Raw genomic sequence first — 24,868 nt, 5'->3', positions numbered from 1 at the left:
GAATCTCGCTTCAGCCGACCAGCGCCAGACCGGCCGGTTCGAGCATCAGCTTGCTGGCCCTGACTTCGTCCGGCAGGTCAATCGGATAGGCACCGTCGAAGCAGGCGGTGCAGAAGTGGCTGGAATTGGCCTGGGCCGCGTCCACCATGCCCTGCTTGCTGAGGTAGGCCAGCGAATCGACGCCGAGATGGGCGCTGATCTCAGCCAGGGTCAGACGGGCGGCGATCAACTGATCCTGGGTGTCGGTATCGATGCCGTAGAAGCAGGGGTGGGTCACCGGCGGTGAGCTGATGCGCATGTGCACCTCGGTGGCGCCGGCCTCCCGCAGGGCCGCCACCAGCTTGCGGCTGGTGGTGCCCCGCACGATCGAGTCGTCGATCACCACCACCCGCTTGCCGGCGAGCACATCCGGCAGGGGGTTGAGCTTGACGCGGATGCCCGCTTCCCGCATCGCCTGGGTGGGCTGGATGAAGGTGCGACCGACGTAGCGGTTCTTGATCAGACCGTCGGCGAAGGCGATTCCACTGACCTGGGAGTAGCCGATCGCGGCCGGAATGCCGGAATCGGGCACGCCGATCACCAGATCAGCCTCCACAGGGGTTTCACGGGCCAGAGCTTCGCCGATGCGGACGCGGTAGCTGTAGAGCGATTCGCCGAAGAAACGGCTGTCGGGGCGTGCGAAGTAGATCATCTCGAACACGCACAACTTGGCCGGCTCTTCACACCAGCGGCTGCGCAGAGGTTCAGGTTCACCAACACGGAAGTGAATGATCTCGCCGGCACCCACATCATCGATGTAGGTGGCGCCGATGATATCGAGCCCACAGGTTTCACTGCTGGCCACCCAGCGGGCCTCCTGCCGCTCACCGATGTGGCCGAACACGAGGGGACGGATGCCGTGGCCGTCGCGCAGGGCAAACAGGCCCTCGGGGGTCCCGATCACCAGACTGAAGGCACCGCGGCACTGGCCGGCGGCCGCGCGGATGGCCTCATCCCAGCCCAGGCCCCCGTTCACGGCGTGCTGCACAGCGAAGGCGATCAGCTCCGAATCCGTGGTGGAGGTGAACTCACCGGCGAGGTGATCCAGCGAGAGGCGCAGCTCCGCCGCATTGACCAGGTTGCCGTTGTGGGCCAGCGCAAAGGGCCCGAGGCGGGTCATCAGCACCACCGGCTGGGCATTGCAGACCTTGCTGCTGCCGGTGGTGGAATAGCGGTTGTGGCCGATCGCCAGGTCGCCGGGCATGCGTTCGAGCACGTCCTGGTCGAACACCTGGCTGACCAGGCCCATGTCCTTGTGCAGCCGCACCTTGGGGCCATCGAACACGGCGATACCGGCCGACTCCTGGCCGCGGTGCTGCAGGGCGTAGAGACCGAAGTAGGTGAGGTTGGCCACCGGCTGACCGGGGGACAGCACGGCGAATACCCCACAGGCCTCCTCAGGCTTGTCGGGCCTCAGCTCATCACGGGCAACGGGCTGGTGTTGCTGCAAGACCCTGCCCACCTAAAGCTTGACTGCATCATTGTGCATCAGCCGCGACATCAGGGCTCGGACCGGCTAAACGCTGGGGGGCAGCGCCTGGCCCAGGCGCCGCGGGATCGCCTGTTCAAACGCCTCACCAAGGTCGTCCACGGCCAGGTTCAGCAGGGTCGTGCCGCCGCGGTTGAAGGTCAGGGCAGCAGGGGCCCCGGAGGCGGCCTGCACGGCACCGAGGCACTGGGCCGGAATGGCGGCACCAGCGGCGGCGGCCTGATCGAGGGCCTGCTGCCAGGCGGCGGCATCGGCGCCCGCGATGCTCACCAGCACCCGGGCACCGCCTTCGGCGAACAGCAGACGATCCGGCCGGAGGTCACCGGCCGGCAGCTGCAGCTCTGCCCCCAGACCGGAGGCGATGCAGGCCTCGGCCACGGCCACGGCCAGCCCTCCGTCGCTGAGATCGTGGGCAGATGCCACCAGGCCCTGCGCAATCGCCTGACGCAGGAAGGCCTGGACGCGCTTCTCCAGCTGCAGATCGATCAGCGGCGGCCGACCGGTGACGGCCCCGTGAATGCGCTCCAGGTAGCTGCTGCCGGCCAGGCTGACCCGCTCATCGGGCTCCGAAGCCGTGGCAGGTGCCGAGGCGGTGGCGTCCAGCGGCACCCCCAGCAGCCAGATGGCATCGCCGGGCTGACGCCAGGCCAGGCCACGGACCAGCGCGAGATCGGACACCAGCCCCACCATGCCCACCACGGGGGTGGGGTGAATCGGCTGCATCTGGCCGTCTGGAAGCCGGGTCTCGTTGTAGAGGGAGACGTTGCCACCGGTCACTGGGGTCTCCAGGGCGCTGCAGGCCGCCGAGAGGCCGCGGCAAGCCAGGGCCAGCTGCCAGTAGCCGGTGGGGGTCTCAGGCGACGGGAAGTTGAGGTTGTCGGTCACGGCCAGGGGTTCGGCACCGACGCAGCTGAGGTTGCGGGCCGCTTCGGCCACAGCCGCCATGCCGCCGCGCTCCGGATCGAGGGCCACCCAGCGGTTGGGGCAGTCCACCACCGCCGCCACACCGCGGCTGGCGGCCTGCATCGCCCCCTCTCCCCGCTGGGGCCGCAACCGCACCACGGCCGCATCCGCTCCGCCGGGCAGCACCACGGTGTTGGCCTGCACCTGATGGTCGTACTGGCAGAACACCCACCGCTTGGAGGCGATGGTGGGGTCGTCGAGCAACTGCAGCAGCACCGCACCCCAGCCCAGGCTCTGACCGGCCAGGGGGCCGTTCACCGGCGTGATGCCAGCCTGGGTGGCCTGCGGCAGCTGGGCCTCGCTCCAGCGCCAGTGGGCCTGGATGGCGGCGGGGGGCTCGCTGAGCAATGTGTGGTGGTTGATCGGGGTGTCGTCGGCCAGGGCACTGGCGGGCACCTCCGCCGCCACCGACCCGTGCTGCAGCACCCGCACCACGTTCTCCTCGAGCACCCGGCCCACCTCCGCCGCCTGCAGGCCCCAGCGGGTGAAACGCTCCATCAACGCCTGCTGACGCCCGGGCTTCACCACGAACAGCATCCGCTCCTGGGACTCACTCAGCAGGAACTCGTAGGCGGTCATGCCGCTCTCGCGGGCGGGCACCCGGTCGAGATCGAGCTCGATGCCCAGCCCCCCCTTGGCGGCCATCTCGGAGCAACTGCAGGTGAGGCCGGCGGCGCCCATGTCCTGGGCGGCCACCACATCACCGCTCTGGAAAGCCTCGAGGCAGGCCTCGATCAGACCCTTCTCCAGGAAGGGATCGCCCACCTGCACGGCGGGGCGGTCGTCGAGGGAGGCCGCGGTGAGCTCGGCACTGGCGAAGCTGGCACCGCCCATGCCATCGCGACCGGTGGTGCTGCCCACGTAGACCACCGGATAGCCAACCCCCTCGGCGCCGGAGCAGACGATCTCCTCGGTTTCCATCAGCCCCAGGGCCATGGCATTCACCAGCGGGTTGCCGGAGTAGCTGGGGTCGAAGGCCACCTCACCGCCCACGGTGGGCACACCGACGCAGTTGCCGTAGTGGGCGATGCCGGCCACCACGCCCTCCATCAGACCCACGTTGCGCTCATCTTCGAGCGGCCCGAAGCGCAGGGCATTGAGCAGGGCGATCGGCCGGGCGCCCATGGTGAAGATGTCGCGCAGGATGCCGCCCACCCCCGTGGCCGCCCCCTGAAACGGCTCCACGGCCGAGGGGTGGTTGTGGCTCTCGATCTTGAAGGCGAGCCGCTGCCCTTCGCCCAGGTCGACCACGCCGGCGTTCTCACCGGGGCCCACGAGGATGCGGGGGCCGGTCGTGGGGAACTGGCTGAGCAGTGGCCGTGAATTGCGGTAGCAGCAGTGCTCCGACCACATCACGCCGAACATGCCCAGTTCGGCCCGATTCGGTTCCCGCCCAAGCCGCCGCACGATCTCGTCGTAATCGGCCTGGCTCAGGCCTTCCTTGCGCAGCGCCTCGGGCAGCGAAAAGGAGGCGGAAGCCGCGGGGGACGGCATGGTGGCAGCCAGGCAACGGTGCTCCACTCTGGCCGAGGGGCCGACCAACCCGGCTGGGCAGGCGGATCGGGCCGTCAGACCCAGGGATCGGCATCAGCGCCGGGATCCCTGCGGGAGCGCGGCTGGGAGCGGGGCAGTGCCTCGTCGGGATCAGAGTCGCTCTCCCACTGATCCCAGGCCTCGCGCTCCGGCCTGCGCTCCAGGGGATCCTCGGGGTCCTCCCGCCAACGCCCCTGGGGCTCCCAGGGGGGCTCCTCCAGCCAACCCTCCAGCCGGCCTTCAAAGCGATCCCCCACCTGATCGATCTGGTCGCGCCAGCGGCCGGTCTCCTGTTCCAGCTGCTCCTTCCAGCGCCGTGAGCGGCGCAGCAGTTCCTGCCGCACGCTGGCGCGGGCCAGGGGCAGCTCGTCGAGGCTGCCCAGGGCCGTGCGCACCATGCCGGGCTGTTGATCCACGATCCGCTCGGGGGTGAGGCGCCAGCGGCTGCTGCCCGGCAGCCGCGGATCACTGCGGGCAATCAGGTAGTGGCGGATGCGGCCACTGCGCAGCTCCACCGCCGCATCCACCACGCTGCCGAGGGGCTGGCCCTCCTGGCCCAGCAGGGCGGCATCGAACAGGGTCGGCAGCCGCTCCAAAGTGGCCGGATCCGTCTCGGCCGGCTCTCCCTGCACATAGGCCTCACCCTCCCCGAGCCCCCGCAGCTGATTCAGCCGCCAGACCAGCCGTTGATTGCCGAAGGCCGAGGGCCTGGTGACCCAACCGAGCAGACGGTGGACCGGCGGATGCATCCAGCCGATCAGGCCGGGACCGTGATCCAGGCCCTGGTCGCAGCGGACCCGGCGTTGCAGCAGATCGCTGAGCAGCAGCTGCTCGGGAAGGGCCACGCCACTCAACCGCGAATCTGAACAGGCATCACCAGATAGGTGAAGGCGCCCTCATCGGCCGTCGAGAGCACCGCCGGCGTGGTCGGTCCGTTGCAGTGCAGGATCACCCGCTCGCTGGCCATCACCTTGAGCCCTTCAAGCACGTAGCGCACGTTGAAGGCGATTTCGATCGGCTCCCCTTCCAGCTGGGCCGCCAGGGTCTCGGCGCCGCTGCCCACGTCCTGGGCGTCGGCGCGGATGTGCACCTGAGCGGAGGCCGGCTCGGTGCTGATCTTGACCACGTTGTTGTGCTGATCGGCCAGCACCGCCACCCGCTCCAGAGCGGCCGTGAAAGCCCGGCGATCCATGGCGATGCTGCGCCCGAAGCTGTCGGGGATCAACTGGCGATAGTTGGGATAGGTGCCATCGAGGGTGCGGCTGGTGAGCACCTGATCCGCCGAGAGGAACACCACCTGGCCGCGGTCGCAGAAGAGGTTGAGCGGATCATCCGACTGACGCACACTCAGCAGCCGCTCCAGCTCCCGCAGGGACCGGGCCGGCACGGTGACGGCAAAGGATTCGCTCTCGACCTCGGGATCGATGCGCAGGGCCTGATCCAGCTTGAGCACGGCCAGCCGGTGGCCATCGGTGGCGGCGCACTCGAGTGAGTCGTTCTCGAGGCGGAGATGGACGCCCGTGAGCACCTGCTTGGCCTCATCGGCGCTGCTGGCGAAGATGGTGGCGCGCAAGCCCTTGACCAGGGCCTCGGCATCGAGACGGATCGGGGTGCCGGCCTGCACCAGGGGCAGATCGGGGAAGTCATCGGCAGGCATGCCCCGCATGCGGTAGCTGCCCGAGAGGGAGGTGAGCTCCACCTGCTCGGTGCCGTCGTCGCAGTGGAGCGTGATCGGACTGTCGGAGGAGAGACGGGAGACGATCTCGCCGAACAGCCGGGCCGGCAGGGTGATGGCGCCGCTGGCCTCCACGGAGGCCGGCAGGCTGGTCTGGATGCCGAGGCTGAGGTCGAAGCCGGTGAGGCTGAGACGACCGGTGCCGGCATCGGCGGTGAGCAGCACGTTGGCCAGCACCGGATGGGTGGGCCGAGCGGAGACGGCCCGGCTGACCAACTGAAGGCTGGCACTGAGTTCGGCCTGGGAACAGACCAGCTTCATGGGGGTTTCTGGAGGCCTGGCGGCCGGCAGATCGGCCCCACCACCGTTCCACAGGGCGGCGCCAAGCGCAACGCACCGGCTGGCCGGATTCCCGCTTTCCACCCCACTTTCCCCAACCCGACTGCCAAAAGGATTGATTTTTTTCTGAATAACAATCCCAACCCGTAGTCGTAGAGCCTGGGGAATCGGGGGAAAACAGCATTAAACCCTTTGCGCTGCAACTGTTTTGCTCTCACAGGCATGAGGAAAACGCCGGAGGAAAACCCTGGAAATCGCAGCTTTCCACCAAATCCCGGCCCTGGGGAAAACCAGGGCCGTCCCGGGTGTCCGGTCGCGTTCATTTTCCCCAGCTCAGGGAATCCCTTTTCCCGGGGTTTTCAGCAGGCGGTTTCAGGGTTGGCTGCGTCCTGAGATCCCGCTGATTCGCAACAAAAAAGCCCCCGATCGGGGGCTGATGACCAGAGCCGCGGTCGCGCTGATCCCAGGGCCGTGAGGCTCAGAAGCCCATCACCTTGGCCACTGTGGCCGTGTCGGGTTCGATGCCGGCGTGGAACTTGGCGTCGTTGTGTTCAATGGCCGTGGTGGGGTCCTTGAGGCCATTGCCGGTGAGCACGCACACCACCGTGGCGCCGCTCGGTACCTCCTCACGTCGTTTGAGCAGCCCCGCCACCGAAGCGGCGCTGGCCGGTTCGCAGAACACGCCTTCTCCAGCCCCGAGCAGCTTGTAGGCCTCAATGATCTCGGTGTCCGTCACGGCCATGAAGTCACCGTTGCTCTCGGCCCGGGCCTTGAGGGCGTTCTCCTTGTTCACCGGGTTGCCGATGCGGATGGCGGTGGCGATCGTGTCGGGTTGCTCCACCGTGTGGCCCAGCACAAGCGGGGCGGCTCCGGCGGCCTGGAAGCCCATCATCCTCGGCAGCTTCCAGCTGCGGCCTGCCTGGCGGTACTCGCGGAAGCCCATCCAGTAGGCGCTGATGTTGCCGGCGTTGCCGACCGGAATGCAGAGCCAGTCGGGCGCTTCGCCGAGGGCGTCCACCACTTCGAAGGCGGCGGTCTTCTGCCCCTGAAGGCGGAAGGGATTGAGCGAGTTCACCAGGGTGACGGGGTAGCGGTCAGCCACCTCCCGCACGATCGCCAGGGCCCGGTCGAAGTTGCCCTGCACCGCCAGCACTTCGGCGCCGTACAGCAGGGCCTGGGCCAGCTTCCCCTGGGCCACGTAGCCATCCGGGATCAGCACGAAGGCCCGCATGCCACCCCGGCGCGCATAGGCCGCGGCCGCGGCGGAGGTGTTGCCGGTGCTGGCGCAGATCACCGCTTCCGAACCCGCTTCCTTGGCCTTGCTGATCGCCATGGTCATACCCCGGTCCTTGAAGGAGCCGGTGGGGTTGAGACCGTCGTATTTGAGGAACACCCGCACGCCACGGCCGATCCGTTCGGCGATCGACGCAGCCGGGATTAGCGGCGTGGCTCCTTCCCGCAGGGTCACCACCGGCGTGGCATCGCTCACCGGCAGCCAGGCGCGGTAGGCCTCAATCAGGCCCGGCCAGTCCTGCATCACCGGCTGGGCGCCGAAGGGACCGGTGCCATGGCGCCGGAAGGAACGGAGCAGGGGCACGGGGCAGGGTCTGGAGGCTGGAGGCGAATCTACGGCGCGACTCAGGCTGACCCTGGCCCGGATTCAGGAGCCAGGCTTGGCACCGACATCACCTCGCAGGCCATCAAGGGGAGATTCCGAGAAGAAGCGCACCAGGTCGGTCACGGAGCTCGCCTTGCTCATCAGCCCCAGCAAGGCAGGAATGCTGACCTCGATCTCGTTGGTGGGGTAGGCCTTGAGGAAGCCGATTGGCGACAGCTTGCCGGAGTCTTCAGCGGCACCCAGCACCAGCGCCGATCGCATCGCCTGCACCCCCACCGTCTCAGCGTTGAGTGGGTAGATGATCTGGGCGGCCCGCGCCAGGATCGCCTCGCCGATGCTGGTGTTGAGCAGGCGGCTGACCAGCACGACCGGAACGGTCATCGATTGGTTGAGCAGTTTGGCGGCTTCTTCCGGCTTCTGCTTGCTGAACTTGAGCACGTCCGCGAGCAGACCGCGGGCCTCTCCGGTGGTGGCCAGGTGCTCCAGATCCGCCACTGGAATCGAGCGGCGGAAGGCCCCGCTCACGAACACCAGGTTCTCGCCGGCCAGGGCCGCAGGGGAGCTGGCCCAGAGCCCGAGTCCCAGCAGGGCGGCCCCCAGACGGTGGCACTGGCGGGGCTGCCGCCCGGACCGCTTCTGCACGGAACTCTCCGAAGAATGGCCTTCATCGTAGGAGCAGTGTTTGGGTGGGAGCTGAGTGGCGGCTGCGGGACAGGCCGGTTCACCGCCCCCGCTCGCTTCAGGCACTGGCCAGATCGGCGCTGCGCTGGGGCGCCACCAACACATCCCGCAGCAGCCGCACCACGCCACGTTCGGCCAGCCCCCGGGCGACCTGGGCCCCCATGCGGCGCAGATCGGGTTCCCCCACCAGACGCGGCAGCCGCTTCAGCAGCAACTGGGGTTCGAAGCCGGGCAGGGCCCGCAGGATCAGCACCAGCTGCCGCACCGGTTCCAGATCCAGCAAGGGCTCGCTGGCTTCCCAGGGATCGCGGCGGCGCAGACCGGGTGGCTGCAGCCTGGTCGGCAGCCGTTGGCCGAGCCGCAGGGTGGCCTGCCAGGCCACCGCATCCATCCGCTCCACCACCGCGTCGACCAGCTGCTGACGCAGCAGACCCCCCTGGGGAGAAAAGAGGAAATCGAGCACCTGGTCGAGCAGGGTGTCCAGATCGAGCTGGCTCCCCTTGGAGGCGCTGGCGATGAGGTTGTCGAGGCGCTGCCAGCGGAAGATCTCGCCATCGAAGAGCATTTCCTTGAGGCTCTGCCGCAGGCTGGGATCGGGATCCTCCATCAGGCGGCGGGCGAAGTAGGGATAAGCGGCACCGAGGATCTTGAAATCAGGATCCACGCTCAGGGCGATGCCCTCGAGGGTCACCAGCGAGCGGATGATCAGGGCGTAGTAGGGCGGAACCTGGAAGGGGAAGCGATACATCACCCCGGAGAGATCATCGGTCACCGCTTTGAAATCCATCCGGCTCACGCCCATCTCCAGCGCCTGGCCGAAGACGCTCTCGAAGGCGGGAACAATCGGTTCCAGGTTCACATCCTCTGCCAGAAAGCCGAGGCTGACGAAGTCCTTGGACAGGGCGCTGAAGTTGCGATTCACCAGATGAACCACCGCCTGAATCAAGCCCGTACGGGCCTCACGGCTCACCTCGCTCATCATGCCGAAATCGAGATAGGCCAACCGCCCGTCGCTCAGGGCCAGCAGGTTGCCGGGGTGGGGATCGGCGTGGAAGAATCCGTGCTCCAGCAGTTGCTGCAGGCTGCAGTCGACTCCGATGCTCACCATCACATCCGGATCGATGCCGAGGGCCTGGACCGCCTCGAGGTTGGTGAGCTTCACCCCTTCGATCCACTGCATCGTGAGCACCCGGCGGCTGGTGGCCTGGTGGTAGATCAAGGGAACGGCGATCAGGCGGTTGTGGGCGTGCAGCGCGCGAAAGCGGTCGGCATTGGCGGCTTCATGGAAATAATCCATCTCCTCGAATACCCGCCGGCCCAGCTCATCGATCAGCCCGACCAGATCGCTGCGGATCAGCCGCACGTTCTGATTCAGCCAAGCGGCGATATTGCGCACGATGTAGAGATCCAGCGTGATCTGCTCCCTCAGTCCTGGACGCTGCACCTTCACGGCCACCCGCTCACCGGTACGGAGAACGCCGCGATGGACCTGTCCCAGGGACGCAGCCGAGATCGGCTCCCGTTCAAGGCTGGCGTAGATCGCTTCGACCGGTGCGCCCAGATCCTCTTCGATGCAGGCCATCGCCAGGGCTGAATCGAAGCCCGGCAGCTGGTCCTGCAGTTGGGCCAGTTCCTCCAGCAGCATCGGCGGAACGATGTCCGGCCGGGTGGAGAGGGCCTGTCCGGCCTTGATGAACGCGGGCCCCAGATCCACCAGCAGGTTGGCGCATTCGCGGGCCCTGGCCCGGGAGCGTTCAGGGTTGGCCAGCATGCCCAGCAGCCAGTCGGTCCCCACACCGAGCAGATAGAGGCCGATCGGAATCAGGGTCTGGGCCAGTCGGCGCAGGAGCCGCTGGGGATGTCCGGCATAGATCCTGGTGATCGCTGCCGGGTCGTACTCCAGCAGGCCGGCGGCTTCAATGAAATCGCCCAGCTCGGGCGAGCCGCCTCGAGCGGTGGTGCTCAGATCCGGCCAGGGTGTCGATCCTCCAGCCTCCCCTCCTGGACGCGCTGATGAGCGTGGAGTTGCCGAGTGGACTGCATCTCTGAAAACACTGTCCTGATGCGCAGCCTCTTCGAGGACCCTCTCTTCCACGCCAGCCTCTCCGAAGACAGCGGCGCGCATGGCGTCGGCAGCGGCGTCAGCGGCGGTTCGAACCATGCCCCAGCGCCTGTGGCGCAATCCCGTACACCCTCTTCTAGAACAATCGCAAGGCCGCTACGGTCGGGGCGAACACGTGTTCCATACCGGAGGCCGGGGTGCTCACGGGGCTGCGCCTGGAGAACATTGCCCTGATCGAACAGCTGGAGCTCGGTTTCGCGCCGGGGTTCACCGTGTTCACGGGAGAGACGGGGGCCGGTAAGTCGCTGTTGCTCGATGCCCTCGATGCCCTGCTGGGCGGTGCCCAGGGCAGTGCCGGTGCCCGGCTGCTGCGCCCTCGGGCGGAGCGGGCCGTGATCGAGGCCAGCTTCAGCCTCGATCCACCGCTGGAAGTCTGGCTGGCCCAGCAGGAGATCGAGAGCCAGGAGGGTGAGCTCTGGCTCAGCCGGGAGTGGCGCCGCAGCGAGGAGCGCCTCACCAGCCGCAATCGCCTCAATGGCGTGCTGGTCAGCCGCGCTCAGTTGCAGGAGCTGCGGCCCCTGCTGCTGGATCTCACCGTGCAGGGACAGACGCAGCAGCTGGCCCGCCCCGGTCTGCAGCGGCGTTGGCTGGATCGCTTTGCGGGTGAGCCGATCCAGTTGCTGCTTGATCCGGTGCGTCAGGCTTTTGGCCAGTGGCGTGATGCGGTCGAGGCGCTGGAGGCGGCGCAGCGCGATCGCGATCAGCTGGAGCGCGAGCGGATCGCTCAGGAGCAGCGGCTTGAGGATCTGGAGGCGGCGGACCTCGACGACCCGTTTGAGGTGCAGCGCCTCCAGAGCGAGCAGGACCGCCTCGCCCACGGGGTGCGTCTGCAGGAGGGGGTGATGAGCTTGCAGGGGCGCCTGGTGGAGGGGGCCGAGCAGGCGCCTTCGGTGTTCGATCACCTGGCTGCCTGCGAGCAGGAGCTCGCTGTGATGGAGGGGCTGGATGGTTCGGTCAGCCCCCTGCGCCAGCGCTGCACCGAGGGTTTCGTGCAGCTTCAGGATCTGATGCGCGATCTCGATCGCTACGCCGCTTCGCTGGAGAGCGATCCAGCCAGCCTGGCCCAGCTCCAGGACCGCCTCGCCACCCTCAAGGCGCTGGAGCGCCGCCACGGCTCTGATCTCGCTGGCCTGATCAGCCTGCGGGACGCGCTGCGCCAGCAGCTGGCTCCCGGTGGCGCAGCGGCGTCCCTGGCTGCCCTTGAGCAGCGGGAACAGCAGGCGCGTCAGCGGCGGGATGGTCTCAATGCCGCCCTGCACGAGCGGCGCCAGGCGGCGGCCCGGACGCTGGAGCAGCAGCTGATGCAGGCCCTGCGGCCCATGGGTCTGGCCAATGTGCGTTTTGAGGTGCGGGTGGAGGCCGCCCCGGCCGGTGAGGAGGGCGCCGATGCGGTGCAGTTCCTGTTTTCCGCCAACCCGGGTCAGCCCCTGGCGCCCCTGGCGGAGGTGGCCTCGGGGGGGGAGATGAGCCGCTTCCTGCTCGCCCTCAAGACCTGCCTGGCCGCGGCCGATGCCCACGTCACCCTGCTGTTTGACGAGATCGATACGGGGGTCAGTGGCCGGGTGAGTGGGGCGATGGCGGAGTTGCTGCAGCGCCTGGCCCTGCAGCGGCAGGTGTTCTGTGTCACCCACCAGCCCCTGGTGGCGGCTGCGGCGGATCACCACTACCGCGTCAGCAAGCAGGTCGTCGACGGCGTCACCCACACCCAGGTGTCCCACCTGCGGGACACTCGCGCCCGCCAGGCGGAGCTGGCCGAGCTGGCCGGCGGTGATTCCGGTGACGCCCGCCTGTTTGCCGCCAGCCTGCTGGATCGGGCCGCCGCGCCGCCGCGGCCGGATCGCTAGAACCACCCTGCCGCCGCTCCGCTTTCCGTGCCTGCCGTGCCGCCGCGCTGGACCGCCGCTGCCATCCCCGATCTGAGCGGCCGCATTGCCCTGGTGACCGGTGCCAACAGCGGCCTGGGCCTGGAAACCGCCCGGGCCCTGGCCCACCATGGCGCCACCGTGGTGCTGGCCTGCCGCAACCGGCGCCGCGGCGAGGAGGCTCGCCAGGCCTTGCTGCCGGCGGCCCGTGGGCCGCTTGATCTGCTGGAGCTGGACCTGGCCGATCTGGCGCAGGTGGTCGCGGCGGCCGGTTGGATGGAGGAGCAGTACGGCCGGTTTGATCTGCTGATCAACAACGCCGGTGTGATGGCGCCGCCCCGCACCCTCAGCCGTGATGGGTTCGAACTGCAGTTCGCCACCAACCACCTGGGTCATTTCGCCCTCACCCTGGCCCTGCTGCCTCTGCTCGAGGGCCAGCCCGATGCCCGCGTGGTCACGGTCACCTCCGGTGCCCAGTACTTCGGCCGCATCGCCTTCGATGATCTGCAGGCGGAGCGCTCCTACGACCGCTGGCGCGCCTACGGCCAGAGCAAACTCGCCAACGTGATGTTCGCCCTGGAGCTGCAGCAGCGTCTGGAGCAGGCCGGCAGCACGGTGCGCTCCTTCGCGGCCCACCCCGGCCTGGCCCGCACCAATCTTCAGCCCGCTTCGGTGGAGGCCAGCGGTGCCCGCTTCGAGGCCCTGGCCTACCGGTTGATGGATCCCCTCTTCCAGAGCGCCGCCATGGGGGCTTTGCCCCAGCTGTTTGCCGCCACGGCCCCGCAGGCGGAAGGTGGCGGCCATTACGGCCCCGATCAATGGGGTGGTCTGCGGGGCTGGCCCGCGGCGGTGCGGGTTGCCCCGGCCGCCCTCGATGGCCAGCAGCGCCGCCGGCTGTGGGAGTGCAGTGAAGCGCTCTGCGCTGCCGCCAGCCCTGCGCTGGCCACCCGGATGTCGGCAGTGGGCACTGCAGTGAGCCCTGCCTAAGAGTTTGCTGAAAAACCCCGCCGCCTCTGCGAAAATAGGGCAACTGCCCCAGGTTTGATGCGAGGTCAGCAGGAGCGCAGCGGCTCCTTGTTCTCCTACGTCTCGATCGAGGAGCGGATCCCGACCAGCCATCCACTCAGGCGGATTCGCAAGCTGGCGGATCAGGCCCTCGATCGACTCAATCCCACCTTCTGCAGGTTGTATGCCTCAGAAGGGAGACCATCGGTGCCGCCAGAGCAGCTGCTGCTGGCCTCGTTGTTGCAGGCGTTCTACGGCATCCGCTCCGAGAGGCTGCTGCTGGAGCAGGTCCACTACAACCTGCTGTTCCGCTGGTTTGTGGGCTTGAGCCCTGACGATGCGATCTGGCATCCGACCACATTCACCAAGAATCGTGATCGGCTCCTCACTGACGACGTCATGGGGCTGTTCCTGGAGAAGCTGATGGGAGCACCCGAGGTCAAACCGCTGCTCAGTGACGAGCACTTTTCGGTGGACGGCACGTTGCTCCAGGCCTGGGCGTCACACGCTTCCTTGGAGCGGATCGATGGCCAGGAGGATCCTCCGCCTCCGCCCACAGGTCCTGGCGAAGGATTCGGTGCTCCCAAAGAGGGAAAGAAGCGCGCCAAAGGGGACTTTCGCGGCATCAAGCTCAGCAACGAGACCCACCGCTCCAGCACCGATCCTGAGGCACGGCTGGCCCGGAAATCGAATGCCCATCCAGCGCAGCTGAGCTATCGGGGCCATGTCCTCATGGACAACCGCCACGACCTGATCGTCGATTGCCGCGTCACCCAGGCCACGGGCACCGGTGAGCGGGATGCCGCCAAAGAGATGGCAGCAGACCTCACCGGTGCCCACCAGAAGACCGTCGGCGCCGACAAGAACTACGACACCAAAGGGTTTGTCGCTGAGATGCGGCGGATCGGTGTCACGCCCCACGTGGCCCAGAACACGGCCCGCAGCGGTGGCTCAGCCATTGATGGCCGCACCACCCGTCACGTGGGCTACTCCAAATCGATCAACGCCCGCCGGGGGATCGAAAAGGTGTTTGGTTGGATCAAGGCGTTCGGAGGGCTGCGCCAGTTCAAACTGCGCGGTACCGAGAAGGTCGGCGCCGTGTTTGGCCTGCATGTGATCGCCTACAACCTGATCCGCCTGGGCAACCTGCTCAAGCCCGCGATGGAGGCGGCATGAACAGCCCGTTGTCCAGAGGTGTGCCCAATAGGCCTCAACCAATGCCTTGCAGAGAGGCCAACGATGCCGAAATCGGGCTGTTTGCGGCTCTGATAGCCGCCGATCCGTCTTTTTGAGCCGGAAATCCACTGATGCCTGTGGAAAACTGGCTCGTGGGTTGGTTTTTCAGCAAACTCCTAAGTTGGCCGCAGCTCCTGGGTGTCGTGGTGCCGCGTCTTCGTTCCCTTGCCGCCCCTCTGGCTGCCGGTCTGCTGCTGTTGCCTGCGCTGGCACCGCCCGCCGCCCATGCGGCCGAGCAGGTGGTGTTCGTCAGCGGGGCCTTCCGCCGCTCGATTCCGGTGGCGGATCTGGCCCATCTTGCGGAAACCGGCGAAGCGCGAGGCCTGCTGGGGGATGTGCTGCGGCTGGGACGGCAGAACCCGGCTGAGCTGGCCAAGCTCCTGAATGTGCAGATCCGCCTGCCCCTGGTGCTCACCAGCCGTCTGCTCGGCACCCGCATCGGCGAGGCGGCCCTCAACCGGGTCGCCCGGATCGTCTTCCCCCTCAAGGCACCGGGCGTGGCGGTTCCGGCCCTGCGGGCCGCCACGATCCTGGGGCTGGAGAAGGGGGACGGCAGCCTGTCGCCGCTCGGCTTCCTGCAGGCCTATCCCAACCAGGATCTGGCGGTGAGCTTGCCTCAGCTCAGGATTGCTTTCAACCGACTCAACTCGGTCACCGATGTGGTGCGCGGCTTTTTGGAAACGGATCTGGGCGGCCAGAGCGGTGCTGCCGGCAATGGCACCGCCCCCTAGCCGGGCCAGGAGGGTGCTGGATCACTGAATGGGTCAGGCCAGCGCGCCTAGAATCCACCGTTCACCAGGCCGCCGCATGCCCCGCGCCACAGCCTCTGCCAGCCCCGCGGCAACAGCAGCGGCCCCGAACGGCGCCACCAGTGCCAGCGAGGCTGCCCTCACCCTTAACGGCGGCAGCCTTGAGGATGTGATCCGGGTGCGGGGCGCCAGGCAGCACAACCTCAAGAACGTCGATCTCACGATTCCGCGCAATCGCCTGGTGGTGTTCACCGGCGTGAGCGGCAGCGGCAAGAGCTCGCTGGCCTTCGACACGATCTTCGCCGAAGGGCAGCGCCGCTACGTCGAGAGCCTCTCGGCCTACGCGCGCCAGTTCCTCGGCCAGGTGGACAAGCCGGATGTGGATGCGATCGAGGGGCTCTCGCCGGCGATCTCGATCGATCAGAAATCCACCAGCCACAATCCCCGCTCCACCGTGGGCACGGTGACCGAGATTCAGGACTATCTGCGCCTGTTGTTCGGTCGGGCTGGTGAGCCCCACTGCCCCCAGTGCGACCGCTCGATCCGGCCCCAGACCATCGACGAGATGGTCGACCAGATCCTCACCCTTCCCGAGGGCACCCGCTACCAGCTGCTGGCGCCGGTGGTGCGGGGCAAGAAGGGCACCCACGTGAAGCTGCTGGGGGGCCTGGTGGCGGAGGGCTTCGCGCGGGTGCGGATCAACGGCGAGGTGCGCGAACTGGCCGACAACATCGAGCTCGACAAGAACCACGCCCACCACATCGAGGTGGTGGTCGACCGGCTCGTGGCCCGCGATGGCATCCAGGAGCGGCTCACCGATTCGCTGCGCACGGCCCTGAAGCGCGGCGACGGTCTGTCCCTGGTGGAGGTGGTGCCCAAGACCGGCGAGGAGCTGCCGGAGGGGCTGGAGCGGGAGCGCCTCTATTCGGAGAACTTCGCCTGCCCGGTGCATGGCGCCGTGATGGAGGAGCTCTCGCCGCGGCTGTTCTCCTTCAACAGCCCCTATGGCGCCTGTCCGGATTGCCATGGCCTCGGCCACCTGCGCCAGTTCACCGAGGATCGGGTGGTGCCGGATCCGTCGCTGCCGGTCTATGCGGCGATCGCCCCCTGGAGCGACAAAGACAGCTCCTACTACTTCTCCCTGCTCTACTCGGTGGGGGAGGCCTTCGGTTTCGAGATCAAGCTGCCCTGGAGCGAACTCAGCCAGGAGCAGCGCCAGGTGCTGCTGCATGGCAGCAGCGAGCCGATCCCGATCCAGGCCGACAGCCGCTACCGCAAGAGCCAGACCTACGAGCGTCCCTTCGAGGGCATCCTGCCGATCCTGGAGCGGCAGCTGCGCGATGCCAGCGGTGAGGCGGTGCGGCAGAAACTGGAGAAGTACCTCGAACTGGTGCCCTGCTCCACCTGCCAGGGGCTGCGGCTGCGGCCCGAGGCCCTGGCGGTGCGGGTGGGTCCGTACCGGATCCACGAGCTCACCAGCACCAGCGTGGGCGAGAGCCTGGCCCGGATCGAGGCGCTGATGGGGGTGGGGGCCAGTGCCGGGGCGCCGCCGCTGCTCAGCCCCCGCCAGATCCAGATCGGCGACCTGGTGCTGCGGGAGATTCGCATGCGCCTCAAGTTCCTGCTCGATGTGGGGCTCGACTACCTCAGCCTCGACCGCCCGGCCATGACCCTTTCGGGCGGGGAGGCCCAGCGCATCCGCCTCGCCACCCAGATCGGTGCCGGCCTCACCGGCGTGCTCTACGTGCTGGATGAGCCGAGCATCGGCCTGCACCAGCGGGACAACGATCGCCTGCTGGCCACCCTGCTGAAGCTGCGGGATCTGGGCAACACCCTGATCGTGGTGGAACACGACGAGGACACGATCCGCGCCGCCGACTATGTGGTGGACATCGGTCCCGGCGCCGGGGTGCACGGCGGCCGCATCGTGTCCGAGGGAGGTCTTGAGCAGCTGCTGGCGGCGGAGGATTCACTCACCGGCGCCTACCTCAGCGGCAGGCGCTCGATTCCCACCCCCGCGGAGCGCCGCCAGGCCTGCACCCGCCAGCTCACCCTGGTGAACTGCCGCCGCAACAACCTGGACGACATCAGCGTTGAGATCCCACTGGGGCGGCTGGTGTGCGTGACCGGTGTGAGCGGCAGCGGCAAGAGCACCCTGGTCAATGAGCTGCTCCATCCGGCCTTGGAGCACAAGCTCGGCCTGAAGGTGCCTTTCCCCTCGGGGCTGGAGTCGCTGAAGGGGATGAAGTCGATCGACAAGGTGATCGTGATCGACCAGAGCCCGATCGGTCGCACGCCCCGGTCCAATCCAGCCACCTATACCGGCGCGTTTGATCCGATCCGCCAGGTGTTCGCCGCCACGGTGGAGGCCAAGGCCCGCGGCTACCAGGTGGGTCAGTTCAGCTTCAACGTCAAAGGGGGGCGCTGCGAGGCCTGCAGCGGGCAGGGCGTCAATGTGATCGAGATGAATTTCCTGCCGGATGTGTATGTGCAGTGTGATGTCTGCAAGGGGGCGCGCTACAACCGCGAGACCCTGCAGGTGACCTACAAGGGCTTCACCATCGCCGATGTGCTGCAGATGACGGTGGAGCAGGCTGCCGATGTGTTCTCCGCTATCCCCCAGGCGGCGGATCGATTGCGCACCCTGGTGGATGTGGGTCTGGGCTACATCAAGCTCGGCCAGCCGGCGCCCACCCTCTCTGGTGGGGAAGCGCAGCGGGTGAAGCTCGCCACCGAGCTCTCCAAACGTGCCACCGGGAAAACGCTCTATCTGATCGATGAACCCACCACTGGCCTGAGCTTCTACGACGTGCACAAGCTGATGGACGTGATGCAGCGGCTGGTGGACAAGGGCAATTCAATCCTGGTGATCGAGCACAACCTCGATGTGATCCGCTGTGCCGACTGGATCATCGACCTCGGGCCTGAAGGGGGCGACAAGGGCGGTGAGATCGTGGTCTGCGGCACCCCGGAGGAGGTGGCGGAACATCCCACCAGTCACACCGGCCGGTACCTCAAGCAGGTGCTGGAGCAGCATCCCCCTGTGGAGGTGGCTGCCTGATCGTTGGCTGCCTGGCGGTTGGATGTGCCGGTGATTCCTGCCTGTCAGACAGGGATACGAGCGGGATAGACCGTCATCGTCTGGCTGACGCCCTTGAGGGGCACCTCATGTTTTTCCTGGATTAGATCGCGGGATTCCGTGAGGTTGTCCCAGACGGCCTGGCTGATCAGGATGTCGCAATTGAAATCCCTGGTCTTGCGCTCAATTCGGCTGGTGATATTCACGCAATCACCCACAAGCCCGAAGCGCAGGTCGTCTACCGGGCCAGTGTTCTCCACGACGGTGGGTCCGTAATGGATGCCGATGCCAACGTCAACAGAGCGATTGAATTCCTTTCGGAGTGCTTCGGAGAGCACGAGGATTCTTTTGCGGATTGCAAAGGCGGTTTTCACAGCATCTTCGCAATAGGATCCTGAATCGGTTTCCTGGATGCCGAATACACAGCTCAGTTCGTCGCCAACCCAGAGGTTGATCGTTCCATGGTTTTAGACAATCTCCTCCTTCAGTGCCGTGAAATAGCGATTCAGGATATACACCAAGTCGAACGCGGGAATGCTTTCTGAAAGGGGGGTGAATCCTTTGAGATCCACGAACAGGATCGCCAGGGATCGAACAACGCCTAACCCCCCCCTGTTTGGCTTTTCGTTTTTCCGCTTTCCTCTCCCCGGGAGGTTTGATCAGTCGCTTGATCTTCACCTTTCCTCTGTCGCGAAATCTCGTCGCACAGCCCAGCCGTATGTTATCCGGCCAGTGGAGGCGCTCGGCAATGCGTGCTTCCTCAGGGGTTCTTGGCTCCAGATAATCCAGCCCTTCGAGAACCTCAACCTTGCAGGAGCTGCAGATGGTTTTTCCTCCGCATGCCGAAACCATTTCGATATCGGATTCGATCGCGATATCGAGCAGCGTCTTGTCCGGGTGATGCCAGGGAGTGCTCAGCTGAGCGCATGCCCAGTTGATCTCCATGCGCGATAGAGTGTTTTAGCAATTCTAGTTCAACTCTCCTCCTCTTGTCTCTGGCTCCGGCGCCGGGGGATCCCACGGTCTGCGCAGAACGCGGCGGACCATCGGAATGAAGGTCTCGATTGGTTCTTGGGGATAGTCCGGATCGAATGAGACCTCGTCGTACAGGGCGCAGAATTCAGCGGTGTAGGCGAAGTGCGGGCTCTCCCGGTAGGCCTCCCGGCCGTTCGGGTCGATGCCCACCTGGCTGCCGTAGAAGTAGGTCTGGAACACCGGATGGTGGGCGAGCATCCAGTGGTTCTCCTCCCGGATGAACGGCTTGAGGATGGCGGCGATCACCTCACCGTGATTGAGGGGGCCGAGTGCCTCCCCCACGTCGTGCAGCAGGGCCACCACCACGGTTTCCTCGTCGCGGCCGTCCCGCAGGGCCCGGGTCGCCGCCTGCAGGGAATGGGTGCGGCGATCCACGGGATAGGCCTCGTCCCCGCCCAGCCTCTCCAGCAGATCGAGCAGCAGATCCGGGAGCTGCAGCAGGTTCTGCTCATGCACCGTGCGCAGCAGCCGGAAATCGTCCGGGCTCATCTCGTCCATGCGGTGGAACCGCATGCGCTCGCCCTGCGGCGTTGGCTCCATGGTCTGCGGAAGTACCCTCATCCTCACCCTATGGAGCAGGCCTCCCACCGGGTGGAGGGAGCTGTGAACAGTCCCATGGCGTTCGGACGCTCCGGTGCCACCATCCAGGGATCCAGGCACGCGGATGCCCGCTTCCGGAGCCAGTTCCCCATGTCCTATCGACAGGCCGACGAACCCCTCCGCTGGCGGTGGCGTTACCGCGGCACCGGCACCAGTACAGGCAGTGGCAATGGCGAACGCATCCGGGCCCAGGGCCGCTTCCTCACCGATCGGGACCCCGACGGGGATGGCTTCCACGAAATTCTGCGCATCCGTGGCCAGCGCAACGGGGACCGGATCACCGGGCTGGTGCCCGCTGGCACCTCCATCCCCGGTAATGCCCCCTACACCGGCGACAACCTCGTGCGCTACGAGCCCCGGCGCTTGCCGGAGGGGCGGAAGAGCGATCCCCAGCTGACCCAGAGCGGCATCCAGTTCGCCCTGGCGGATGGCACCTACTCGAACGTGTTCCACGCCGGCTTCCTCACTCCGCCCACGGGCCTGGACTTTCATTCCGTGCCGCCCTTCCCCCAGGGGCCCACGCCCCCCAACAGTGAATCTCCCGTGCTGTTCCGTGCCTGGGTCGTGGGTTGACGCCTTCCGGTGCGGTGTGCGGTAACTGGGGAGTTCAGGGGGCGAGCGTGCTGCGGTAGCTCCTCACTTCCGTGGGGACATGCCGGATCGTGGTGGTGACTGTGCCGAGGCCACTCTTCTCCAGCACCTGACTCAATTCCCCGTGCAGCTGATCCAGGATCTGATCATCGAGCAGGCTGGATGGGGCATAGAGCTGGAAGTCGACCTTCACCCCTTTGGAATTTGTCTGGACGCTCAGATTCTTGAGCTGAATCACTTCGCGGTAGTGGGGATACCGCTCCCACAGTTTCGCGATCTGGCTGTCGATCCTTTTCTCCAGGATGAATTCCCCCATCGCTCCACTCAAGGGCCCGCTCACCACGGCCAGCAGGAGCCCCAGAGACACCAGGCTCACCCCCGCCCGTCGCCAGTGGCCGTACCGCTGCCACAGGAAGACGAGGGATGCGGCCACGGTGATGCCGATCAGGTTGGCGCAGAAGAGCAGCAGGGCTCCCGTTGTGACCTGATTGCCGATCCCGATGGGTACGGCGGTTTCCACCGAGACGCCGATGTCGTCGTGCAGGCCGAGGCCGATTCCTGCGACACACAGCGGCGGGACCAGGGCCACGGCGATCGCGACGCCTGCGATGGAATTGGCGATCTTGGGCCTGGTCAGGGAGAAGGCGCCGGCGGCACCGGCCGCCAGTGCGATGCCGAGATCCACGATGTTGGGTGTGGTGCGGGCGATGATTTCCTGGCTGAGGATCGTGGCCGGCACCGCTTCATCCAGAGCCCAGGCCAGAAGCATCACCGTGGCACTGCCCAGCAGAATCGTGACCAGGGAGCGTTGAATGAGGATCCCGTCGGAGGTGCTGATCCCGAAGGCACAACTCAGGATCGGATTCATCAACGGAGCCACGATCATGGCCCCGATCACCACAGCCGGGCTGTCGACCAGAAGCCCCAGTGTTGCAATGATCGTGGACGTGATCAGCAATACAAAGAACGACAGGCTTGGAAAGGAGGATTCCACCCTGTCTTCCTGCAGGGAGTCATGGCTGATCGGCGGCTCTGCTGGGGTGTTCCGGCTTCGGCGAAGGCCTCCGAGGAACTTCAGAGCGCGTGGGGGAAGTGTCACGAAGCCGCTGAGTTTCTGTTTCGCAGTGTGGTCGGGATGATCCACTCCTGACCACAGCAAGATGCCGTTGCGCTCCCTCTCCCCGCAGCAGACCAGAAACGCCCTTCTGGTGGGGTTCGCCGGTTTTCTCGCCACTGCCCTCTACCTCTGGTCCGGGCCTGCGGTAGCGGCCGAACAGGGCTTCTATCTGGTGTACGGAGCCGTGCGCAGCCTGCTGCCCAGCCGGGATGCCTCCCTGCAGGCGGCCCAGGCACGGCTGCTGGGCACGGCCTTCGGCGGGGTGGTGGTGTTCCTGGTGATGCTCGCCTTCCGCGACTGGCTCGCCATGGGGGTGGCCTACGTGCTGATTCATCGGATCGGTCGGCGCTGCGGCTTCAGCAGCGCCACCCTTGTGAACGCGGGGGTGATGGTGGTGCTCCTGCTCGGTGTGCCCGCCTACGGGGCCATGGGGTTCCGCTATGTCTTCGATCGCACCCTCTGGCATGCCCTGGGCCTCGGGATCGGCATGGCCGTGGAGCGTCTGTTCTGGCCGGATGCGCCACTGCAGCGCCTGATCACCAGCGAACGGGCTCTGGTGCAGCGGCTGCACGATCTGCTGGCCGGCCGCCAGGTTTGCTCGGCCGAGTCCCTGATCGCCAGCTATGCGGAGCACCGGGCGGTCCGCTCGGAGGTTCTGCGGGGCAGCGAGGCGGCCCTGCTGCAGTCCCCCTCCTACCGCGATCGCCACGACTGCCTCGAGATCGCCCTGCGCCACGCCGTGGCCATGCTGCGCGGCCCCACGGTGCTCAAGACCCTGGATGAACGGGCCTGCCGGGAGGCCCTGGGGCGCTACGGCACCTTCCCGGAGCTGGCCTGAGCATGGCCTCCTCCCCCTCGTCGTCCTCGCCCGCGCCCCTGGCGCTGATCCTCCGCAACGGCAGCGTGCTGGCGCTGCTGATGGCCGCCGCCGCCTTCCTGCGCCTGCCCGAGGGGCTGTTCCTGGCGCTGGGGGCCCTCACGGTGCTCGAGTCCGACCTCGGCCAGGGCGTGCTGGCCGGCCGGGAGCGCCTGCTCGGCACCCTCTGCGGCCTGGTGGCGGTGGTGATCGCGGCTGGCGCCCTCGGCGGCGCACCGCTGCCCCTGGCGATCTTCGGGGGGCTCACCCTGGTGCGTCTGTTCAGCTTCGCGGCGGGCCTGCGCAGCGGCTACATCGTGGGCGGGCAGGTGGTGGCGGGGAGCCTGCTCCACCACGGCCTCGAGTGGTGGCCCTATGCCCTGTTCCGCACGGTCACCACCCTGCTGGGGGTGGGGATCGGCATTCTCGTGTCGCGGCACATCAACAGCCAGCGCAGCCTGCTGCTCTGGCAGGCCGACTGCCGCCAGTGGCTGCTCGACCTGGCCGATGCCCTCGAGCGTGTGGCCCTGACCCAGCACTCGGAGGAGCCCTATCTGCGGATGCGGGAGCGGCGCGATGGCCTGCGCCGGCGCCTGCCGCAGCTGGCGGCCGAGCAGGGGGTGCTCCATCTCAGCGGCGAGGATCCCCTCAACCTGGCGCAGGATCTGCTGCTCCAGGCCGGCACGGTGCTCAGCTGTGCCCGCGATCTCCACCCCATCCTTGCCGCGGCCGGGCCCGGCTCCGCCGCGGCCACCTTCCCCTGGGCTCCCCTGATCAGCTGTGGGGCGGCCCACTTGCGCGCCTCTGCCTGCGGCTCCGATGGGCGCCGCAGCCGCCGGGATCTGCAGGCTCTGCGGCAGCGGCTGCAGCGCCAGCTGGAGGATCAGCCCCCCTCAGGCGAAGGCGAGCTGCTGCTCTGCAGCCGCCTGCTGATGCTCAGCGATGCCCTGCTCAGCCTGCGCAGACTTCCCGCTGGGGCCCGGCCTGCCCTGGCCGGCCCGGTCCGCGCTCCTTAGCCTGAGATCCCAGTGGCAGGAGTGTCTCCGGCCTCGTCCATGCTTGAGTCCCTCTCCCCTGCGCCCTTCCTGGAGCCGGATCCCCGGCCCGCCTTGCCGGACTGGGCCCGCTCCGCTTCTTCCTCCTCCGCCCTCTTCCCGTTCGGGACACCGCCGGAGCCGCCGGCGCCCGAGGGGGCCATGCTGTCCTGGTCCGCGGAGCCGGAGCGCGACGCCCGGGGCAGCCGCGGCGATGCCGCCGATTCCTCCCGTGATCCCCTCACCGGGGAACCCTTCGATCGTCTGCAGGTGCTGCCCGAGGATGGCCGGCGCATCTACCGCAAGGCCTTCGCCCTGGCTGAGCGGCAGATCCGCATCGAGATCTGCGTGCTGGAGGATCCGAAGATCCTGGCCGGCCTGCGGGATGCCCTGGACCGCGGCGTGCGGGTGCGGGCGATCGTGGACCGGGGCAAATACGAGGCGCTGGAGCCGGAACGGCAGAACCTGGCGGCGGAGTTCGTGGCCGCCGGCGGGGAGCTGCACCTCAGCAATCCGATCTTTCCGCGCTCTTTTCCCAAGACGATCCTGATCGATTCGAAGCTGCTGGTGTACGGCTCCGCCTGCCTCGACTCCACCACCTTCGCCCAGTACCGCGATTTCGCCCTCAGCAGCACCGATCCCACCGTGCTGCGCACGATCCGCCGCCTCTTCGCCAACGACTGGGCCTATTCGGCCCCGGTGGGACAGGAACCGCCCGCCTTCAATCCCACTCCCCCAGTGGAGCCGCCGGAGCTGCTGATCGCACCGCGCAACGCCGCCTCCGGCATGGCGGATCTCTACCAGCAGGCCGAGCGGCGGCTGGATGTGTACACCGAGGAGCTGGGCAATGCGGCCCTCGAGAGCGAACTGGTGGCGGCGGTGGCCCGCGGGGTGATCGTGCGTCTGATCACCCCGGTACAGGTGAACGGCGCCAGTGAGGAGCAGAACCGCCAGCACACCGCATCGATCCAGGCCCTCGCGGCCGCCGGCGTGCGGGTGCGCACCAGCGGGCCGCTCGAGAGCTTCGATGCGCCCTACATGCATGCCCGCGCCGCCCGGGTGGATGGGCGCCTCGCCTATGTGGGCTCGATCAGCCTCTCCCCCGACTCGGCGACCCTGAACCGGGAGATGGGTCTGATCGAGGACGATCCCACCATCGTGGCCCAGCTCGGTCGCCAGTTCGTCAAGGATTTCCGGCGCCTGACCCCGGCAGCCTGACCCCGGCAGCCTGTGGCGCCGGTTGCT

The 24,868-nt window shown here is 67.3% G+C and carries 19 protein-coding genes and 1 pseudogene; 9 read left to right on the top strand and 11 right to left on the bottom strand.

The features are described from left to right. Positions 1 to 10: 10 nt before the first annotated feature. The 7 genes from purF to H8F26_RS04655 all read right to left on the bottom strand — a co-directional run bounded on the left by purF (position 11) and on the right by H8F26_RS04655 (position 10,498). The gene (gene purF, locus H8F26_RS04685; RefSeq protein WP_231605472.1) at positions 11 to 1,489 is read right to left on the bottom strand and encodes an amidophosphoribosyltransferase; all 1,479 of its coding nucleotides are present in this window, start codon (positions 1,487 to 1,489) and stop codon (positions 11 to 13) included. 66 nt (positions 1,490 to 1,555) lie between these two features. Then, complete coding sequence (gene purL / locus H8F26_RS04680) at positions 1,556 to 3,985, bottom strand: phosphoribosylformylglycinamidine synthase subunit PurL (protein ID WP_197157840.1); 2,430 nt, start codon at positions 3,983 to 3,985, stop codon at positions 1,556 to 1,558. Positions 3,986 to 4,059: 74 nt separating this feature from the next. Further along, on the bottom strand, positions 4,060 to 4,869 hold the full coding sequence (locus H8F26_RS04675) for an RNA methyltransferase (protein ID WP_197157838.1): 810 nt from the start codon (positions 4,867 to 4,869) through the stop codon (positions 4,060 to 4,062). Between the two features lie 5 nt (positions 4,870 to 4,874). Beyond that, entirely contained in the window at positions 4,875 to 6,020 is a 1,146-nt protein-coding gene (gene dnaN / locus H8F26_RS04670) for a DNA polymerase III subunit beta (RefSeq protein WP_197158983.1), read from the bottom strand. A 496-nt stretch (positions 6,021 to 6,516) separates the two neighbouring features. Then, complete coding sequence (thrC, locus tag H8F26_RS04665; RefSeq protein ID WP_197158982.1) at positions 6,517 to 7,575, bottom strand: threonine synthase; 1,059 nt, start codon at positions 7,573 to 7,575, stop codon at positions 6,517 to 6,519. 123 nt (positions 7,576 to 7,698) lie between these two features. Beyond that, positions 7,699 to 8,298: an alpha/beta hydrolase gene (locus H8F26_RS04660; RefSeq protein WP_231598119.1), complete on the bottom strand. Its 600-nt coding sequence runs from the start codon at positions 8,296 to 8,298 to the stop codon at positions 7,699 to 7,701. Between the two features lie 97 nt (positions 8,299 to 8,395). After that, positions 8,396 to 10,498, bottom strand: coding sequence for an AarF/ABC1/UbiB kinase family protein (locus H8F26_RS04655; RefSeq protein WP_231605471.1), 2,103 nt, complete (start codon positions 10,496 to 10,498; stop codon positions 8,396 to 8,398). A gap of 98 nt (positions 10,499 to 10,596) precedes the next feature. Between H8F26_RS04655 and recN the strand changes: the two genes are divergently transcribed. The 5 genes from recN to uvrA all read left to right on the top strand — a co-directional run bounded on the left by recN (position 10,597) and on the right by uvrA (position 18,372). Next, on the top strand, positions 10,597 to 12,303 hold the full coding sequence (gene recN, locus H8F26_RS04650; protein WP_197157834.1) for a DNA repair protein RecN: 1,707 nt from the start codon (positions 10,597 to 10,599) through the stop codon (positions 12,301 to 12,303). A 36-nt stretch (positions 12,304 to 12,339) separates the two neighbouring features. Next, entirely contained in the window at positions 12,340 to 13,308 is a 969-nt protein-coding gene (locus H8F26_RS04645; RefSeq protein ID WP_231598121.1) for an oxidoreductase, read from the top strand. 57 nt (positions 13,309 to 13,365) lie between these two features. Then, the gene (locus H8F26_RS04640) at positions 13,366 to 14,502 is read left to right on the top strand and encodes an IS5 family transposase (RefSeq protein ID WP_197153730.1); all 1,137 of its coding nucleotides are present in this window, start codon (positions 13,366 to 13,368) and stop codon (positions 14,500 to 14,502) included. Positions 14,503 to 14,705: 203 nt separating this feature from the next. After that, positions 14,706 to 15,293 carry an alpha/beta hydrolase gene (locus H8F26_RS04635; protein ID WP_197171295.1) on the top strand — a complete coding sequence of 196 codons (588 nt, stop codon included), beginning with the start codon at positions 14,706 to 14,708 and terminating at the stop codon, positions 15,291 to 15,293. A 76-nt stretch (positions 15,294 to 15,369) separates the two neighbouring features. Continuing rightward, positions 15,370 to 18,372, top strand: coding sequence for an excinuclease ABC subunit UvrA (gene uvrA, locus H8F26_RS04630; protein WP_197157828.1), 3,003 nt, complete (start codon positions 15,370 to 15,372; stop codon positions 18,370 to 18,372). 44 nt (positions 18,373 to 18,416) lie between these two features. Here uvrA and H8F26_RS04625 read toward each other — a convergent pair whose 3' ends face one another. From H8F26_RS04625 to H8F26_RS04615, 3 genes and pseudogenes are all read right to left on the bottom strand, one after another. Further along, the gene (locus H8F26_RS04625; RefSeq protein ID WP_255518588.1) at positions 18,417 to 18,821 is read right to left on the bottom strand and encodes an adenylate/guanylate cyclase domain-containing protein; all 405 of its coding nucleotides are present in this window, start codon (positions 18,819 to 18,821) and stop codon (positions 18,417 to 18,419) included. A 325-nt stretch (positions 18,822 to 19,146) separates the two neighbouring features. Beyond that, positions 19,147 to 19,242, bottom strand: a pseudogene (locus tag H8F26_RS20075) (2Fe-2S iron-sulfur cluster-binding protein); the annotation flags it as partial. A gap of 117 nt (positions 19,243 to 19,359) precedes the next feature. Beyond that, positions 19,360 to 19,965, bottom strand: a complete 606-nt coding sequence (locus tag H8F26_RS04615; protein ID WP_197157824.1) for an HD domain-containing protein — start codon at positions 19,963 to 19,965, stop codon at positions 19,360 to 19,362. Positions 19,966 to 20,040: 75 nt separating this feature from the next. On the opposite strand from H8F26_RS04615, the gene H8F26_RS04610 reads away from it, so the two are divergent. After that, a complete protein-coding gene (locus H8F26_RS04610) occupies positions 20,041 to 20,598 on the top strand; it encodes a hypothetical protein (RefSeq protein ID WP_197157822.1) in 558 nt (185 codons plus the stop codon). Between the two features lie 34 nt (positions 20,599 to 20,632). On the opposite strand, the gene H8F26_RS04605 is transcribed toward H8F26_RS04610, so the two are convergent. Further along, on the bottom strand, positions 20,633 to 21,574 hold the full coding sequence (locus H8F26_RS04605; RefSeq protein WP_197157820.1) for a DUF389 domain-containing protein: 942 nt from the start codon (positions 21,572 to 21,574) through the stop codon (positions 20,633 to 20,635). Between the two features lie 202 nt (positions 21,575 to 21,776). On the opposite strand from H8F26_RS04605, the gene H8F26_RS04600 reads away from it, so the two are divergent. From H8F26_RS04600 to H8F26_RS04590, 3 genes are read left to right on the top strand one after another with little or no spacing between them, the layout of a single operon-like run. After that, positions 21,777 to 22,571 carry an FUSC family protein gene (locus H8F26_RS04600; RefSeq protein ID WP_197157818.1) on the top strand — a complete coding sequence of 265 codons (795 nt, stop codon included), beginning with the start codon at positions 21,777 to 21,779 and terminating at the stop codon, positions 22,569 to 22,571. 2 nt (positions 22,572 to 22,573) lie between these two features. After that, positions 22,574 to 23,605, top strand: coding sequence for an FUSC family protein (locus tag H8F26_RS04595; protein ID WP_197157816.1), 1,032 nt, complete (start codon positions 22,574 to 22,576; stop codon positions 23,603 to 23,605). Positions 23,606 to 23,644: 39 nt separating this feature from the next. Further along, the gene (locus tag H8F26_RS04590) at positions 23,645 to 24,841 is read left to right on the top strand and encodes a phosphatidylserine/phosphatidylglycerophosphate/cardiolipin synthase family protein (RefSeq protein WP_197157814.1); all 1,197 of its coding nucleotides are present in this window, start codon (positions 23,645 to 23,647) and stop codon (positions 24,839 to 24,841) included. The last annotated feature ends 27 nt before the right edge of the window (positions 24,842 to 24,868 follow it).

This window comes from Synechococcus sp. CBW1006 (assembly GCF_015840525.1).
Lineage (GTDB): Bacteria > Cyanobacteriota > Cyanobacteriia > PCC-6307 > Cyanobiaceae > CBW1002.
Note: the sequence above shows the minus strand (reverse complement) of the source record. Positions and strands in the feature narration are given on the sequence as shown.

Coding starts and splice junctions, on each gene's coding strand:
- H8F26_RS04595 (WP_197157816.1), top strand. CDS start 22,574: ATGGCCTCCTCCCCCTCGTCGTCCTCGCCCGCGCCCCTGGCGCTGATC.
- H8F26_RS04610 (WP_197157822.1), top strand. CDS start 20,041: ATGGCGTTCGGACGCTCCGGTGCCACCATCCAGGGATCCAGGCACGCG.
- thrC (WP_197158982.1), bottom strand. CDS start 7,575: ATGCAGGACTGGCCGGGCCTGATTGAGGCCTACCGCGCCTGGCTGCCG.
- H8F26_RS04590 (WP_197157814.1), top strand. CDS start 23,645: ATGCTTGAGTCCCTCTCCCCTGCGCCCTTCCTGGAGCCGGATCCCCGG.
- H8F26_RS04615 (WP_197157824.1), bottom strand. CDS start 19,965: ATGGAGCCAACGCCGCAGGGCGAGCGCATGCGGTTCCACCGCATGGAC.
- purL (WP_197157840.1), bottom strand. CDS start 3,985: ATGCCGTCCCCCGCGGCTTCCGCCTCCTTTTCGCTGCCCGAGGCGCTG.
- H8F26_RS04600 (WP_197157818.1), top strand. CDS start 21,777: ATGCCGTTGCGCTCCCTCTCCCCGCAGCAGACCAGAAACGCCCTTCTG.
- H8F26_RS04640 (WP_197153730.1), top strand. CDS start 13,366: ATGCGAGGTCAGCAGGAGCGCAGCGGCTCCTTGTTCTCCTACGTCTCG.
- dnaN (WP_197158983.1), bottom strand. CDS start 6,020: ATGAAGCTGGTCTGTTCCCAGGCCGAACTCAGTGCCAGCCTTCAGTTG.
- uvrA (WP_197157828.1), top strand. CDS start 15,370: ATGCCCCGCGCCACAGCCTCTGCCAGCCCCGCGGCAACAGCAGCGGCC.
- H8F26_RS04655 (WP_231605471.1), bottom strand. CDS start 10,498: ATGGTTCGAACCGCCGCTGACGCCGCTGCCGACGCCATGCGCGCCGCT.